The organism is Phaeobacter gallaeciensis (assembly GCF_001678945.1).
Taxonomy (GTDB): Bacteria; Pseudomonadota; Alphaproteobacteria; order Rhodobacterales; family Rhodobacteraceae; genus Phycobacter; species Phycobacter gallaeciensis_A.
This window is the reverse complement of the sequence record NZ_CP015124.1, coordinates 2,349,973-2,366,435: the sequence shown is the minus strand read 5'-3', so window position 1 is coordinate 2,366,435 and position 16,463 is coordinate 2,349,973. Positions and strand designations below refer to the sequence as shown.

At 60.7% G+C, this 16,463-nt stretch carries 14 protein-coding genes; 5 read left to right on the top strand and 9 right to left on the bottom strand.

The genetic code is table 11. The annotated features are described in order from the left end of the window. Positions 1-52: 52 nt before the first annotated feature. The 5 genes from JL2886_RS11310 to cysQ all read right to left on the bottom strand — a co-directional run bounded on the left by JL2886_RS11310 (position 53) and on the right by cysQ (position 4,827). Positions 53-1,096, bottom strand: coding sequence for a glycosyltransferase family 2 protein (locus JL2886_RS11310; protein ID WP_065272097.1), 1,044 nt, complete (start codon positions 1,094-1,096; stop codon positions 53-55). Between the two features lie 2 nt (positions 1,097-1,098). Beyond that, a complete protein-coding gene (galE, locus tag JL2886_RS11305) occupies positions 1,099-2,082 on the bottom strand; it encodes a UDP-glucose 4-epimerase GalE (protein ID WP_065272096.1) in 984 nt (327 codons plus the stop codon). 66 nt (positions 2,083-2,148) lie between these two features. Continuing rightward, positions 2,149-3,042, bottom strand: a complete 894-nt coding sequence (gene galU / locus JL2886_RS11300; RefSeq protein ID WP_065272095.1) for a UTP--glucose-1-phosphate uridylyltransferase GalU — start codon at positions 3,040-3,042, stop codon at positions 2,149-2,151. Between the two features lie 187 nt (positions 3,043-3,229). Continuing rightward, positions 3,230-4,030, bottom strand: coding sequence for a 3-deoxy-manno-octulosonate cytidylyltransferase (locus tag JL2886_RS11295; protein ID WP_065272094.1), 801 nt, complete (start codon positions 4,028-4,030; stop codon positions 3,230-3,232). Further along, the gene (gene cysQ, locus JL2886_RS11290) at positions 4,030-4,827 is read right to left on the bottom strand and encodes a 3'(2'),5'-bisphosphate nucleotidase CysQ (RefSeq protein ID WP_065272093.1); all 798 of its coding nucleotides are present in this window, start codon (positions 4,825-4,827) and stop codon (positions 4,030-4,032) included. Before cysQ ends, JL2886_RS11295 begins: the two co-directional genes overlap by 1 nt. A gap of 121 nt (positions 4,828-4,948) precedes the next feature. Between cysQ and JL2886_RS11285 the strand changes: the two genes are divergently transcribed. Continuing rightward, positions 4,949-5,770, top strand: a complete 822-nt coding sequence (locus JL2886_RS11285; RefSeq protein ID WP_065272092.1) for an ABC transporter permease — start codon at positions 4,949-4,951, stop codon at positions 5,768-5,770. Beyond that, positions 5,770-6,054 (top strand): hypothetical protein, encoded by a 285-nt coding sequence (locus JL2886_RS11280; RefSeq protein WP_065272091.1) that lies wholly within the window; start codon positions 5,770-5,772, stop codon positions 6,052-6,054. The genes JL2886_RS11285 and JL2886_RS11280 overlap by 1 nt, the downstream gene beginning before the upstream one ends. On the opposite strand, the gene JL2886_RS11275 is transcribed toward JL2886_RS11280, so the two are convergent. After that, positions 6,026-6,628, bottom strand: a complete 603-nt coding sequence (locus tag JL2886_RS11275) for an alpha-ketoglutarate-dependent dioxygenase AlkB family protein (RefSeq protein WP_065272090.1) — start codon at positions 6,626-6,628, stop codon at positions 6,026-6,028. The two genes, JL2886_RS11280 and JL2886_RS11275, sit on opposite strands and share 29 nt — an antisense overlap. Positions 6,629-6,839: 211 nt before the next feature. On the opposite strand from JL2886_RS11275, the gene dnaK reads away from it, so the two are divergent. From dnaK to radC, 3 genes are all read left to right on the top strand, one after another. Beyond that, entirely contained in the window at positions 6,840-8,759 is a 1,920-nt protein-coding gene (gene dnaK / locus JL2886_RS11270) for a molecular chaperone DnaK (RefSeq protein ID WP_065272089.1), read from the top strand. A gap of 82 nt (positions 8,760-8,841) precedes the next feature. Further along, entirely contained in the window at positions 8,842-9,996 is a 1,155-nt protein-coding gene (gene dnaJ / locus JL2886_RS11265) for a molecular chaperone DnaJ (RefSeq protein ID WP_065272088.1), read from the top strand. A 170-nt stretch (positions 9,997-10,166) separates the two neighbouring features. Next, on the top strand, positions 10,167-10,898 hold the full coding sequence (gene radC, locus JL2886_RS11260) for a RadC family protein (protein ID WP_420480637.1): 732 nt from the start codon (positions 10,167-10,169) through the stop codon (positions 10,896-10,898). A gap of 21 nt (positions 10,899-10,919) precedes the next feature. On the opposite strand, the gene JL2886_RS11255 is transcribed toward radC, so the two are convergent. From JL2886_RS11255 to secA, 3 genes are all read right to left on the bottom strand, one after another. Next, entirely contained in the window at positions 10,920-12,473 is a 1,554-nt protein-coding gene (locus JL2886_RS11255; RefSeq protein ID WP_065272086.1) for a substrate-binding domain-containing protein, read from the bottom strand. 24 nt (positions 12,474-12,497) lie between these two features. Next, entirely contained in the window at positions 12,498-13,427 is a 930-nt protein-coding gene (locus JL2886_RS11250) for a hypothetical protein (protein WP_065272085.1), read from the bottom strand. Between the two features lie 202 nt (positions 13,428-13,629). Continuing rightward, on the bottom strand, positions 13,630-16,356 hold the full coding sequence (gene secA, locus JL2886_RS11245; protein ID WP_065272084.1) for a preprotein translocase subunit SecA: 2,727 nt from the start codon (positions 16,354-16,356) through the stop codon (positions 13,630-13,632). Positions 16,357-16,463 lie beyond the last annotated feature (107 nt).

Below are 16,463 nucleotides of genomic sequence, written 5' to 3'. Positions count from 1 at the left end.
TAGAAACAGTTACGGGGGCTACCCGCACCACCGAACTCGGGTAATTCACACCCTACCACTCGGGCGCCCGCATCAACCCCAGATCGGCCAGTTGCTCTGGCCCCGTGTATTTCAAAGCGTTCTCAAACCACAGGTCCGGGGCCGAGGTCAGGTGATCGTAATAAGGATCGAAATCCTCGGGCGTATGGAAGTGCTGTTTTCGCTGCTTTTCTGTTGCCGATTTTGCGACAATTTCGGGCAGGAATTTTGTGTGCAGCAGCACGCCCGACGGCTGCGGCCCGCCCGGCCCGTCGTATAGGGCGTTCAGCGCCGGCGGCAGCGCCGCATGAGTCGAATTCACATAGGCGTAGCGGCGGTTCCAGCGGATCAGCGGGATCTTGTTCAACGTCGGAGAGCGATGTGGCTCCGCAGCAAAGAACACCCGCTCCCGCGCGCCGCCCTGCAGCCACAGGTTTCCCATCGAGTGCTGCCGGACCGCACGGTAAGGCACCGCATCGAACCACTGCAAAACCTCCAGCGGGTTCTGACCCGGCCTGTAGCTGACCTGATTCAGCGGCCCGCGCGGATAAAGATCCAGCATCATGGCGCCAAACCCGACCTGCCCGCTGCGGTCCAGAAGTTCGGTCAGCGCGCGCAGATCATGGGTGGCAATGCCGCCATAGGTCAGCAGTTCATCCGCATCCACCGTCAGGCACCAGTGATCCCTGCCATAGGTCATCAGCAGGAAGGTCAGCCAGTCCAGCCCGAAGCGGGAGGCCTTGTAGCCCGCGGACGTCTGCCAGAGCGAGACATCGGATTGCGGCCGCAGCATCTCTGCGCTGCCATCATCACTGCCGTTGTCGATGATCAGGAAGTGCCCGACGCCGAGGCGCCGGTAATAGTCCAGGAAATACGGCAGCCGCGTCGCCTCGTTGCGCAGCACAACAAAGGCCAGAATGTCCTCTGCCCCGATTGCCGCGGTCTGATCGCGCAACAAGCTCAGCTGGTGACGAGAGCGCCAGGAGCGCCACAGAAGCCGCCGCCGTTTCCACCGCATTCGGTAGGCCGCACGCCAGCCGATATCCGGCATCTCGGCGGCGGGGCGGAACGGCTCCATGCTCAGGCCTCGTAATTGCCCGTCTGATGCCATTTCCAGGCATCAGCGATCATCATCTCAAGACTGGAACGCTGTGGGTTCCAGCCCAGATCTGTGATCGCCCGGGTCGATCCCGACACCAGTTTGGTGCAATCGCCCGCCCGACGCGGCCCCACGGTGCAAGGTACCTTGCTGCCAGTGACCTCTTCAGCCTTGTCCATGACCTCGCGCACCGAAAACCCGCTGCCGGTACCGAGGTTGAAGATCTGGCTGCCCTTGCCATCCTTCAGCCACTGAAGGCCCAGAACATGGGCATCCACCAGATCGCAGACATGCACATAGTCGCGGATGCAGGTTCCATCGGGGGTGTCGTAATCGGTGCCAAAAATGGTCAGCGCATCGCGTTTGCCGTCGATCGCATCCAGCACCAGCGGGACCAGATGGGTTTCGGGACGGTGGAATTCGCCGACTTCAGCCTCGGGATCGGCGCCAGCCACGTTGAAATAGCGGAAAATCACCGAACGCAGCCCATAGGCGGCACCGAAATCCTTCAGGATATCCTCGACCGCGCGTTTGCTGGCGCCATAGGCGTTGAGCGGCAGCTGCGGCGTGTTCTCGTCCAGCACCACGTTGTCATGTTCGCCATAGGTGGCACAGGTCGAGGAGAATACGAAATCAAGGCACCCGGCAGCAACCGCGGCTTCGATCAGGTTCAAAGATCCACCTGTGTTATTGGCCCAGTAGCGGCCTGGCTGGCTCATCGCCTCCCCGACTTGACTAAGGGCCGCAAAATGCATCACCGCGACCGGCTGATAGGTGGCGAAGACCTCGTCGAGACGAGCACGATCCGCAAGGTCGCCCTTTTCAAACGGGCCGAATTTGACCGCGTCCTGCCAACCGGTGACCAGATTGTCATAAGTGACGGGTGTAAACCCCGCCGCCTTCAGCGCCTTACATGCATGCGAGCCGATATAGCCGGCACCGCCGGTCACCAGAACATTTGCCACTGTCCGTATACCCCTAATTCGATCCTGTATTACCCGGTCTCAAAACCAGAGGCTGGCCAGTGTTTCCTACTCGGCAGCCTGTCCGACCTGAGCGATTTCGGTGATATACTGCAGCAGCTCATCCCGCAATTCCTCACGCCCCAGGGCAAAGGCGACAGTGGCCTGGAGGAAACCTGCCTTGGAACCGCAATCGAAGCGCTGGCCGCGGAAGCGATAGCCATAAACAGGCACATCTTTTTCGATGTCCTGGGCAATGGCGTCGGTCAGCTGAATCTCGCCGCCCGCACCCTGCTTCATCTTGTTGAGATTGCGCAGCACCGAGGGCTCCAGAATGTAACGGCCAATCACCGCCAGATTGGAGGGCGCCTCGCCCAAAGCCGGTTTTTCGACCATGCCACGGGCCTCGACCACGGATCCCATGTCGTTCTTCACGTCCAGAACACCATAGGCACCAGCCTTTTCCGGTGCAACTTCCATCGCCGCAACCATATTACCGCCGGTTTCGGAATAGGCCTCGACCATCTGCTTGAGACAGGGGGTTTCCGCCGCGATCACATCGTCGGGCAGGATTACCGCGAAGGGTTCGTTGGCGATCAGGCGCCGTGCGCACCAGACCGCATGGCCCAGACCCAGGGCCTGATGCTGGCGGATGTAGGCGATGGCGCCGCTTTCCATATTGGTGTGCTTCAGAGTTTCGAGCAGCGCATCCTTACCTTTCTTGCGCAGCTCCTGCTCCAATATCGGGGCTTGGTCAAAATAGTCTTCCAATGCCCCCTTACCGCGCGAGGTCACGAAGATGAATTCCTTGATCCCCGCCTCGCGAGCCTCGTCGATGGCATATTGCACCAGGGGGCGATCCACCAGCGTCATAATTTCCTTGGGCACCGATTTGGTCGCAGGCAAAAACCGTGTACCCAGACCCGCCACAGGGAAAATCGCCTTCGTCACTTTTTTACGCATGGTGTTCTCTCAATTATTTTCGGGGCATACTGCCCTCACTGGTTCCGGCCCCACAGGGTCACGCACTTCACCTGTTGCGCAATCCCTGTCCGTTTCACCCTATACAAAAACACCAAAAAAAGGGTTTTTGATGACATTGGGCCATGTTTTGCCCCTATTCAGAGACCTCCCGTTGGCCTCCCTTTGGTTAGGCCGCCCCCATACGGGACATCATCTCCTCTATCCTGGGCACATCTTCCGGATTGTTCAGTTCCCAGAATTCGCGCCCCCGCGCGGTGACTTCGACACACAGAACCTTGCGACCGTTTTCAAGAAAACGAAGCTGCTCCAGCCCTTCCAAGGTTTCCAGCGGCCCTGTCTGCCAATCAGGATAGGCGGCAAGTGCGTCGGGACGGTAGGCGTAGACGCCCACATGGTGGAAAACTGGCGTATTTTCGCCATCCTTATAGGCATTTGCACAAAAAGGCAGCACTTCTTTGGAAAAATAGAGTGCGCTGTGGTCCGCCGCGAAGACTGCAGTGGTGCCACCGACGCGGCCCGCGCGCCGATCTGCCAGAAGACTGTTGAGCGTTGCACCATCACAGCGCAGCACCGGCGTCGCCAACCCCATGCCCGGGGCTGCGCGCAGAGCTTTGACCAAATCCTCGATGAACCAATGCGGCGTCAGCGGCGCATCCCCCTGAAGGTTCACGACGACCTCGTAGCCGCCGCCCAGCGCCGCATGGGCCTCGGCGCAGCGCTCGGTGCCGTTGGCGCAGCTTTCCGAGGTCATCACGACCTCGGCGCCAAAACCTTCTGCCGCGCTGCGAATCCTGTCGTCATCCGTCGCGACAACGACCCGGTCGACCCCACCGACAGCACAGGCCGCCCGCCAGGATCGCTCGATCAGGGTTTGCTTTTCGCCGGTGGCTCCGGTCAATTCCACAAGCGGCTTGCCCGGATAGCGTGTCGACGCGTAGCGCGCGGGGATGACGATCAGGACAGACATCAGGCCTCTTTCAATTCAACGCCCGGAGCGTAAGCGATGAAAAACGGGTTCGCATAGCCCTCTTTGCCGTAAACAAGGGGGGAATGATCGTCGAAACGCACCACTTTGCCACCTGCACCCGACAGGACCGCGTGGCCGGCCGCTGTATCCCACTCCATGGTGCGGCCCACGCGGGGGTAAAGATCCGCTTCGCCGGTGGCCACGAGGCAGAACTTAAGCGAAGAGCCCGCGCTCTTCATGTCCTTGACGCTGTACTTGTTGATGTAGTCGTCGGTCGCCTGATCCCGGTGCGATTTCGAGGCCACCACCATCAGCGCCGCATTGTCGCTGGAGGCAACGCGGATCGGAGATGTGGCTCCAGCAGTCTCAGGGTCAAAGGCACCGGTTTCCTCTACCGAAGAGCCATCAGCGAGAGTGAAGAACATGCGCTCCTTGGCCGGGGCATAGACGACGCCGCGGGTCGGCACGCCTTTTTCCACCAGCGCGATGTTCACGGTGAAATCGCCGCGGCGGTGAATGAATTCCTTGGTGCCATCCAGCGGGTCGACGATCAGGAAGGTGTCACCGCGTTCCTTGTGCGAGGCGCTCTGCTCTTCGGTGACCAGCATCATATCCGGGAACGCCGCACGCAGGCCTGCCGAAATCAGAGCATCCGCGGCCTCGTCAGCGGCGGTGACGGGGCTGTCGTCCGATTTCACCTTCACATCGAAATCATCCGAATTGTAGATCTCCATGATCTTGTTGCCGGCTTCGATCGCCAGCCGGCGGATCACGGGTACGAGCTCTTCATAGGTCAATTCGGCGTCTCCCAGACCAGGGGTTAATTGAAAATTTTCCTGCGCCCCCTTATGGTGGCTCTGTTTTGGAACGGCAAGCAGCCCGTCCCCCAATCCGCAACAAACGCAGATTACAGGCCACATGTTTCAGGTTCGCACGCAAAAAACGTCGGTTTCCGGACTCATCGCCATGGGCGAGGTGGTCTTTCATTCGGTCGTGCGGAGCGTACGGTCGAAACACAACAACGCGCTGATCGCACTGGGGCTCAACCTGTTGCAGGCTGTTCTGTTCGTCGCGGCCTTTTACATCATGTTCGCGGTTCTGGGCATGCGCGGCTCTGCCATTCGCGGCGACTTTCTGCTTTATGTGCTGTCGGGGATCTTCCTGTTCCTCACCCATACCAAAACCGTCAGCGCCGTCGCCGGCGCAGAGGGGCCCAGCAGCCCGATGATGCAGCACGCGCCGATGAACACCATGGTGGCGATCCTGTCAGCGGCGCTTGGCTCGCTTTATATTCAGGTACTGTCGCTGCTGATCATCCTGTTCGTCTATCACGTCGCCTTTACCCCGGTGCATATCGAACAACCCATCGGCGCCTTTGGTATGGTTTTGCTGGCCTGGTTCACTGGCGCGGCGGTCGGGCTTGTCTTTCTGGTGATGAAGCCCTGGGCGCCCAGCCTCGTTGGTATCTTCTCGATGATCTACCAGCGCGCCAACATGATCGCCTCGGGCAAGATGTTCCTCGCCAATACCCTGCCGACCTTCATGCTGGCCATGTTCGACTGGAACCCACTGTTCCACTGCATCGACCAGTCGCGCGGCTATGTCTTCATCAACTACAATCCCCACCACAGCACATGGCAATACGCTGCCTGGGTGGGGCTGGTGCTGGTGATGATCGGCCTGATGGGTGAATTCTACACCCGCCGCCACGTCTCGCTCAGCTGGAGCGCGCGCCGATAGTGGCGCACCCATACCACGTTCTTGCTTCGGTCAACCTGCCTGACGGCACCAACAGCATCTGCGTCGATATCTTCCGGCGGGATGATGGCTCGTTCGGGTTTGACCTGTTCCGGCGCGAACCCGAAGACGGACGCGGCTGGTTTTCTATCGGCTATTTTGGTGATCGCCGTTTCAACAGCGCCGCAGAGGCCGCGGTGACAGCCTGCGCCGACGTACATTGGCTGAAAGACGCAGCCCCCGACCTGGTCCAACGCTTTAAGTCACAACGCGCAGCGTCAGATTGAGCCGCCCACCTTTGGGCAAGAGCCGCGAAGACTTGAACCGGATCCGGTCCACCCCATGATAGGCCAGCCGCGCCTCTCCGCCCATGACCACCACGTCGCCGGAATTGAGCCAGAGCGAATCCGTCTTGCCGCCGCGCGTCGGATTACCAAGGCGCAGCAGCCCGTCATCACCAAGGGAAATGGACACAACCGGATAGGAGAAATCCGCCTCGTCCTTGTCTTGATGCAGACCCATGCGCGCGTCTTCACCGTAGTAGTTGATAAGACAGCAATCGGGCAGACGCTCCACCCCCGTCAGCTCACGCCAGATGTCGAGAATCGGTTCCGGGATCGTCGGCCAGTCGCTGCCGCGCGGGTGCTTTGGAGCGTAGCGGTAGCCTTCTGCATCAGAATACCAGCCGAACGCCCCAGCCGAGGTCATGCGCACCGACATCTGCCCGCCCCCAGGCACCACAGGCGAAAACAGCGGCGCCGCCTTCAGAACCGGGCGCAACGCCGCGATCAGGTTCCGCTGCGCATCGGGGGTCAGATGGCTTTTGTAAATCTCGAACCCGCGCAGGCGCAGCTTGCTCATCGCCGTTATTCCATTCTTAACCACGGCCCATGCAAAAAAGCGCATTGAATCGTCTTTCTCGACGCGTTCAGGCGCTTGCAGGGGCAAATTCCGCTCCCTATATACGCCGTGACGCCGGGAGATGCAGACCTCCTGGCACCGAAATCGGGGTCTGGATGCCAAAACGGGTCCAGGTCTCGGGAAATCGCCTTGAAAAGAAAAGGGATCGAAAATGAGCAAAGTTATCGGGATCGACCTCGGGACCACCAACTCCTGCGTTGCCATCATGGATGGTTCGCAGCCGCGCGTGATTGAAAACGCCGAAGGGACCCGCACCACTCCGTCCATCGTCGCATTCACCGACGAAGAGCGTCTGGTTGGCCAGCCCGCCAAACGTCAGGCCGTCACCAACCCGGACAACACCATCTTCGGCGTCAAGCGCCTGATCGGCCGCCGGTTTGACGATGCGGATCTGGCAAAAGACAAGAAAAACCTGCCGTTCAACGTGATCAGCGGCGGCAATGGCGACGCATGGGTCGAAGCCAAGGGTGAGAAGTATTCGCCGAGCCAGATCTCGGCCTTCATTCTCGGCAAGATGAAAGAGACCGCGGAGTCCTACCTCGGTGAGGAAGTGACCCAGGCCGTCATCACCGTGCCTGCCTATTTCAACGACGCACAGCGTCAGGCCACCAAAGACGCAGGCAAGATCGCCGGTCTTGAAGTCCTGCGTATCATCAACGAGCCGACAGCCGCCGCGCTGGCCTATGGCCTCGACAAGGAAGACACCCAGACCATCGCGGTTTATGACCTTGGTGGTGGTACCTTCGACGTGACCATTCTGGAAATCGACGACGGCCTGTTCGAAGTGAAGTCGACCAACGGCGACACCTTCCTCGGTGGTGAAGACTTTGACATGCGCATCGTCAACTACCTGGCAGATCAGTTCAAGAAAGAGCACCAGGTCGACCTGACCAAGGACAAGATGGCCCTGCAGCGACTGAAAGAAGCCGCTGAAAAAGCCAAGATCGAACTGTCCTCCAGCTCGCAGACCGAAATCAACCAGCCGTTCATCTCGATGGATCCGTCCTCGGGCCAGCCGCTGCACATGGTCATGAAACTGACCCGCGCCAAGCTGGAAAGCCTGGTTGGCGACCTGATCAAGGCTTCGATGAAGCCCTGCGCCGCAGCTCTGAAAGACGCCGGTCTGTCCGCGTCCGACATTGATGAGGTGGTTCTGGTCGGTGGTATGACCCGGATGCCGAAAGTCATCGAAGAGGTGACTAAGTTCTTCGGTAAAGAGCCGCACAAGGGTGTGAACCCGGACGAAGTGGTTGCCATGGGCGCCGCCATTCAGGCCGGCGTTCTGCAGGGGGACGTGAAAGACGTTGTTCTGCTCGACGTGACCCCGCTGAGCTTGGGTATCGAAACCCTGGGTGGTGTCTTCACCCGCCTGATCGACCGCAACACCACCATCCCGACCAAGAAGTCGCAGGTGTTCTCGACCGCGGAAGACAACCAGAACGCCGTGACCATTCGTGTGTTCCAGGGTGAGCGCGAGATGGCTGCCGACAACAAGATGCTCGGTCAGTTCAACCTCGAGGACATCCCGCCGGCACCGCGCGGCATGCCGCAGATCGAAGTGACCTTTGACATCGACGCCAACGGTATCGTTTCGGTTGGCGCCAAGGACAAGGCGACCGGCAAAGAGCAGACGATCACCATTCAGGCTTCGGGCGGTCTTTCCGATGACGACATCGAAAAGATGGTCAAGGACGCTGAGGACAACGCCGAGGCGGACAAGGAACGCCGCGAGCTGATCGAAGCGAAGAACCAGGCCGAAAGCCTGATCCATTCGACCGAGAAGTCGCTCGAAGAGCACAGCGACAAGGTGGACCCGTCCACCGTCGAAGTGATCGAACTGGCGGTTGCCGCGCTGAAGGACGACCTGGAAAGCGACAAAGCCAACGCCGAGAAGATCAAGGCTGGCATCCAGAACGTCACCGAAGCGGCGATGAAACTGGGCGAAGCGATCTACAAGGCGCAGGCTGAAGAAGGTGAAGAAGAACCCACAGCTGCTGACGAAGCCAGCGGCCCGGGCGACGACGACATCGTGGATGCCGAATTCGAAGACCTGGACGGCGACAAGCGCTAAGGTCTGAATCATTGGCTTGACCCTCGGGCCGGTCCGGACCCCGGACTGGCCCGTTTTACGTTGAGGCAGAAGGGGTAAACCGATGTCAAAACGCGACTATTACGACATTCTCGGGGTGGCCAAAGGCGCCACCGCCGAGGAAATCAAAAAAGGCTATCGCAAGAAAGCCAAGGAACTGCACCCGGATCGCAATGCCGATAACCCGGATGCCGAAGCGCAGTTCAAAGAGGCCAACGAGGCCTACGAGGTTCTGAAGGACGCCGAGAAGAAGGCAGCCTATGACCGCTATGGTCATGCGGCCTTTGAAAACGGCATGGGCGGTGGCGGCGGTCCCCGCGGCGGCCATCCGGGGGGCGGCGATTTCTCCTCGGCCTTCTCGGATGTGTTCGACGACCTGTTCGGCGACTTTATGGGCGGACGCGGTCAGGCAGGCGGGCGTCAGCGCGCATCGCGCGGCGCGGATCTGCGCTATAACCTGCGCGTCACCCTGGAAGAGGCCTTCTCCGGTCTGCACAAGACGATCAAGGTTCCGACCTCGGTCGCCTGTACCTCCTGCGAGGGCACCGGTGCCGAAGGTGGGGTCGAACCCACCACCTGCCCGACCTGTTCGGGCATGGGCAAGGTGCGTGCGCAACAGGGCTTTTTCACGGTGGAGCGCAGCTGTCCGACCTGTTCGGGCCTGGGCCAGATCATCAAGAACCCGTGCAAAACCTGCCACGGCCATGGCCGCGTGGAAAAGGACCGCTCGCTGTCGGTGAATATTCCGGCGGGTGTGGAAACCGGCACGCGAATCCGTCTGGCTGGTGAAGGCGAGGCGGGCCTGCGCGGTGGACCTCCGGGCGATCTCTACATCTTTGTCGAGGTTTCGCCGCACGATCTGTTCGAACGCGACGGCAACAATCTTTATTGCCGGGTGCCCGTGTCGATGGCCAAAGCTGCCCTGGGCGGTGCCATCGAGGTGCCGACCATCGACGGCGGCCGTGGCCGCGTCCAGATCCCCGAAGGCAGCCAGTCCGGCCGTCAGATGCGCCTGCGCGGCAAGGGTATGCCTGCGCTGCGTGGCGGCAGCCCCGGTGACATGTTCATCGAGCTGGCCGTGGAAACACCGGTCAACCTGACCTCCCGACAAAAGGAACTGCTGCGCGAGTTCGAAGACCTCTCGGAAGAGAACACGAACCCTGAATCCCGTAGCTTCTTTTCCTCGGTCAAAAGCTTCTGGGACGGCATGAAGGGGTAAGCCCCTGAACCCTCCCCGGCTTGCGGGTCGAATACCATCGCAAAAACGCCCCCTCGTGGGGCGTTTTTACTTTGTGCAGCCCACCCCGCTGGCCCTTAATGACAGGGACAGGCCTGATACCCTCAAAGATGGTGATCGTGGTGAAAGCTGGCGCACTCCGGGACAAGACCCTGCCACTGTTTGATTGCAGTGACGAAGCGCGCGATGCGCTGGTGCCTGCCGGACGCCTACCGTCCTATATCAAGGATCACCGCGCCCGGCTGCGCCTGCGGTTCATGGAGGGCGGCGCGGCAGCCATGCCGGATTATGAGCTGCTGGAACTGATACTGTTCCGGTCGATCCCGCGTCAGGACGTCAAACCGCTGGCCCGCAGGCTGATGGACACCTTCGGCGATTTCAACCGGGTCATCACCGCCCCGGCAGAGCGCCTGTTGCAGGTAAAGGGCATTGGCGAAGCAGTGATCACCGATCTCAAGGTACTGGAGGCCGCCGCCCATCGCATGGCGCGTTCCCGCATCATGCAGCGGCAGGTACTCTCCGGCTGGGATGCGCTGCTGGATTACTGCCACACCACCATGTCCCACTCTGAAGTCGAGCAGTTCCGGGTGCTTTTCCTGGACCGCAAGAACGTGCTGATCGCGGATGAGGAACAGGCCCGCGGCACCGTCGATCATGTGCCGGTCTACCCGCGCGAGGTCGCCAAACGGGCGCTGGAGCTGAACGCCAGCGCTGTGATTCTGGTGCACAATCACCCCTCGGGCGATCCGACCCCCTCGGAAAGCGATATCAGCATGACCGCAACCATTGAGAACGCCCTGACCGCGCTTGGCATCACCCTGCACGATCACCTGATCATCGGAAAATCATCCGAACTCAGCTTTCGCAGCCACGGGTATCTATAGCGCTGGCACCCACCGCAGGGGTCAGCGTACCCAGACTTCGACCCGACGGTTCACCTCGCGGCCCCAGGCGCTGTCATCGCAGGCCATGGGCAGAGCCTCACCAAAGGCAGCCACGCCGATCTCTACCCGGTCGAGATTGGCGGTCTCTGCCGCTGCCGCCACCGCATCGCGCACCGCATTGGCCCGCTTGATGGCGATCTTGCGGTTTGTCTCAGCCGGTCCCACTCCGTCGGAGAAGCCGACGAAGAGCAACCTGTGCGAATCGTAGATCCCGGCCTCCAGCGCCCGGCCCAATTGTTCGATGTTGCTACGGGATTGCGCATCGGGGCGGGTTGAACCCGGTTCAAACCGGAAGGATGTTGTCAGCCTCTGGAGCCCGCGCAGAGTAGATGTCAGCCGCTGCAGTTCTTCCAGATCCACCTCTGGTCCTGCCGCCTCTATCGCGTTGGCCAGCCGGTCCCCCTGAGCAGCGATCGACACGCGTTCCGGCGCCTGATCGACGAACCCCGCCCTGCGGATCACGATCTGCGCACCAGGCCCACGCACGTAGCTAAGGAAATCCCGCGCCACCTTGGGCAGCCGCCGTTCCGGCAGGTAAAGGAACATGGGAGAGGTCAGCGGGTAATCCTCAGTCTTGATCGACCGGCGCGTCGCGCGCAGGGAGAACCCACATGGCCCGGTCAGGGTCAGCGCCCGCGCGGTGCCCGTATTGGCAAAACTGCCGATAGCGAGTGCGAAGGGGTCCGTGGCAACCATGCGCACCATCGTGCTGTGCCGGTCATGGCGACGCAGATCAGGCATCAATGTCGCCTTGGCCGGGGCCAGCAGCTTGTCCTCAACCGCCTGGGCCAGACCGGAGCCTTCGACCGGCAGGTGCAGGGAAATTGATGCATCGGCGCCGCCCAGCTCGGACCAGTTGGTGATCTCACCGGAAAGGATCGCAACCAGCTGCGGCAGAGAGATACGCTGCACCGGGTTTTCCGGCGACACCAGCGGCACCATCGCATCAAGCGCCAGAACCCGGCTACGCGACGGGCCCGTCATATCCCCCATGCCAGCCGCCTGCGCGTGTTCGCGCTCGGCCGGGCGGATTTCCCGCAGCGCCATCACAATATCCGCCTCATCCGCCAGAAGATCAGCAAAGCCTTCGTCGGTATTGCTGACGAAAAAATCGAACCGGGCGGCGGGACGATCCCCGCGCAGCAGAACATATTCGAAATTGTCGCCGGGCAGCGGATCGCGGCGCGTCTGATAGCCGTTGCGCAGGGCAAACCCTTCGATCAGCGCGGGCAGCAGGACCTCTGCCATGGTCGAGGATCCCGACAGGGTGATCTCGGCCACGTAATCGGACAGGCTGGGACAGCCCGGACCGTCACAGCTGACCCCGGATCCGTCGACGGTCAACTCGCCGAACTTGGTGTCGACACGGTAATATTCTCCGTCGAATCCCAACAGGTTGCCGGTGATTTCCACGGCCCCATCGGGAGAAGACAGCGTGACATCCTGGGCGGCCAGCGATGTGACAGTTCCGGACAGAAGAAGTGCGGCGCAAATCGCCGCACGAAAGAAAGCCATGAGAAATCCTGGAATGAATGCGGATCAGTTGGAGGCGATTTTCAGGTTTTCCAACAGATTATTCAACACCAGAAAGTCACCCTTGGCCGCGCAATCGGGGATTGCCAGCGTCAAGTCGCGAGTCTGCAATTTGCTCTGCCCGCCAGCCCGATGCAGGGTCAGGGCCTGCGCCTCAACATCACGGCCACAGTTGATCGCGGTGATCTCTGCCTCGACGCTGATTTCCACCGTTTCACCGGCTTGTTCGGCGGCGCGCGGGAAGCTGTAAACCTCGGCCAGACGCGGCGCCAGCTGGCTGTCATCGCCCAGCCGCACCATATGGCCCATGCCAGAGACCGGATCAGAACCATGCCAGACATGCCCCGGCGCGCCATAGTCGGCGCCGTTTTCGCGAGCATGAATTTCAAAACCGCTGTTGCCGGTCCATTGCAACGCGACGCGGTCGATTTCGGAAAGGTCCGGCACCGGCACCACTGCGACTTCGGCCATCCCGTCCTGCGGCTCGATGATGAATACCGCCGAAGTGGCCAAAGCTGGCACCTCTTGTGTCAGATGGCCCGTATCATCCAGCGCTACCGTGAACATCATGCCCTGATGATGCACCGTCAGTCGCTTTCCCGCCTGGCAGGGCGCGGATACGTCGAGTTTCACCACAGCACCGGGCAGTGCATTGGCCGCGACCGACAGGGCGCAGTCATCCTTGGCGACGACCGCTTCGGCCTGCGCGGTCTCTGCCTGCTGCGGCGCCGGATCGTCGTGCGGAACCGAGGTCAGCGTGATGTTCTCGATGGTCAGCTCGGACAGATCCGGATCGGCCGGGACCTGCACCGACGCAGCACTGATCTCCGGTGTTTCATAGATACGCGGAGCGGCGGACTGCTGCATGAAAAAGCCGATCCCCAGCGCACAGGCCACGGTTCCGCTGCTCAAGATCAAGATACGTTTGTCCATCATCACACACTCCACACCCTGGATAGGTTAAGGAAGTGTAGCATGGGAAAGGCGGCCAGTTTGTGGCCGCCTGCGGGAGAGATTCGGGCAGAATAAAGAGAATTTTAATATCTCTGTCTGAATGGCCCCCGCGTGCGGTCAGGCCAAATCAGGGGCCGATCCCCGGTCAAAACGGCTGGCGTTCAACCGGGGATGCAGGCGTATCTCAGGCCAGACGCCCGTGGCAATGTTTGAACTTCTTGCCCGATCCACAGGGGCATTTGTCATTGCGCGACGGGTTGCCCCAGGTTTCGGGATCATCCTCGACAAATCCGGGCGCGGGCTCTTCCGCGAGTTCAGCAACAGCTTCGCCTTCTGCAGCAGGCGCAGGTGCGCCGCCAGCGGAGGCCATTTGCTGCATGGCGGCCTGGCGGGCTGCCATTTCCATCATCATCTGGCGCTGCTCTTCTTCGTTCATCGGACGCACGCGGCTCAGCTGCTTGGCAACGTCTTCGCGCAGGGAGTCGAGCATGCTTTCGAACAGCTGGAAGCTTTCGTTCTTATACTCGTTCAGCGGATCACGCTGTGCATAGCCGCGGAAACCCACAACCGAACGCAGATGCTCCAGCGTCAGCAGATGTTCGCGCCACTTGGCGTCGATGGTCTGCAGCAGCACCTGCTTTTCGATGTTGCGCATGTTTTCCGGACCGAAGGCTTCGGTCTTTTCCGCCATCAGCGCATCGCTTGCGGCCTCAAGCCGTTCGCGGATCTGTTCGTCATCGACGCCTTCCTCGGCAGCCCATTCGGCCACCGGCGCGTCGATGCCCAGCCCTTCAAGCACAGCAGCCTGCAGGCCTGCCGTGTCCCACTGTTCGGCGTAGGTCTTGGGCGGCATGTAAGTGTCGATCAGGTCGTCGATCACCTCGTGACGCATGTCGTTGACGATCTCGGACAGGTCCTCTGCCGCCATGATTTCACGGCGCTGGCCAAAGATCACCTTGCGCTGGTCGTTCATCACGTCGTCGAACTTCAGCACGTTCTTACGCATATCGAAGTTGCGGCCCTCGACCTTGGCCTGGGCACGTTCCAGCGATTTGTTCACCCAAGGGTGAATGATCGCTTCGCCTTCTTTCATGCCTAGCGAGGACAGCACCTTGTCGAGACGCTCGGACCCGAAGATGCGCATCAGGTCGTCTTCGAGGCTGAGGTAGAACCGGGTACGGCCCGGGTCACCCTGACGGCCCGAACGACCGCGCAGCTGGTTGTCGATACGGCGGCTTTCGTGGCGTTCAGAGGCCATCACGAACAAACCACCCGCGTCGAGCACCTTCTGCTTTTCTTCGGCGTGCTTGGCTTCCTCGGCGGCGCGCAACTCGGCAGGGTCGGCATCGGGGTTGGCTTCAAGCGCGGCCATCACCTTGATGTCGACGTTGCCGCCCAGCTGAATGTCGGTACCCCGGCCCGCCATGTTGGTGGCGATGGTCACCGCGCCAAGCCGCCCGGCATCGGCGACGATCTGCGCTTCCTGCTCGTGGTGGCGCGCGTTCAGCACGTTATGCTCGATGCCTTCCTGCTGCAGCATCTGGCTCAGCAGTTCGGATTTCTCGATTGAGGTGGTGCCCAGAAGAACCGGCTGCCCCTTTGCATGGGCCTTCTTGGTCTCTTCGATCATCGCGCGGTATTTTTCCATCGCGGTGCGGTAGACCTGATCGTCCTCGTCCACCCGTGCAATCGGCCGGTTGGTCGGAACCTCGACCACGCCCAGACCATAGATCTCGGCGAATTCCTCGGCCTCGGTCATGGCGGTGCCGGTCATGCCGGACAGGCGGTCATAAAGGCGGAAATAGTTCTGGAAGGTCACCGAGGCGAGCGTCGTGTTCTCGGGCTGGATCTGCACCTCTTCCTTGGCTTCGATGGCCTGATGCAGGCCTTCGGACAGGCGGCGCCCGGCCATCATGCGGCCGGTGAATTCGTCGATCAGAACAACCTCGCCATCGCGCACGATGTAGTCCTTGTCGCGCTGGAACAGCTTGTGCGCGCGCAGGGCCTGATTGACGTGGTGCACCACCGTGGTGCTTTCGGGGTCATAGAGAGAGGCCCCCTCTTCCAGCAGACCGCGTTCGATCAGCTTCTGCTCAAGGTATTCGTTGCCCTCTTCGGTGAAGGTCACACCGCGGGTCTTCTCGTCGATCTCGTAGTGTTCCTCGCTCAAGAGCGGGATCACCGTGTCGATGGTGGTATAAAGCTCGGAGCGGTCTTCAGCCGGGCCGGAAATGATCAGCGGCGTACGCGCCTCGTCGATCAGGATCGAGTCGACCTCATCGACGATGGCAAAGTTGTGATACTTCTGGAACACTTGGTCCAGGCTGGGCTTCATGTTGTCGCGCAGGTAGTCAAAGCCCAACTCGTTGTTGGTCGCATAGGTCACGTCGGACTGGTAGGCCGCCATCTTCTGATCGTCGGGCTGACCGGACCAGATCACGCCTGTGGTCATGCCCAGCTGTTCAAAGACTTTGCCCATCCACTCGCTGTCACGTTTGGCCAGATATTCGTTCACCGTAACCACATGCACGCCCTTACCGGTCAGCGCATTGAGGTAGGCCGGGAAAGTGGCGACAAGTGTCTTACCCTCACCCGTTTTCATCTCGGCGATATTGCCCTGATGCAGGAAGACACCGCCCATCAGCTGCGTATCAAAGGCCCGAAGACCCAGCGCCCGGCGGGCCCCTTCGCGTACGTTGGCAAAGGCTTCGGGCAACAGAGCGTCGAGGGTTTCACCGTCCAGCGCGCGTTTGCGCAGTTCTTCGGTTTTCTCGATCAGACCCTGGTCGCTGAGCTTTTCGAATTCGGGTTCCAGCGCGTTGATCTTTGCGATCAGCGGCCGCGTCGCCTTGATTTTTCGGTCATTCGGTGTGCCGAAAATCTTTTTGGCGAGTGTTCCGATACCCAGCATGTGCTCTCCCACGGTCCTGTCATGGCTTCTGACCTAAGGCAGGCTTGCCCGCCCTGCCCGCAACCCATAAACAAAGGTGGAAACGACGGTCCTGCCATTGGCCCTTA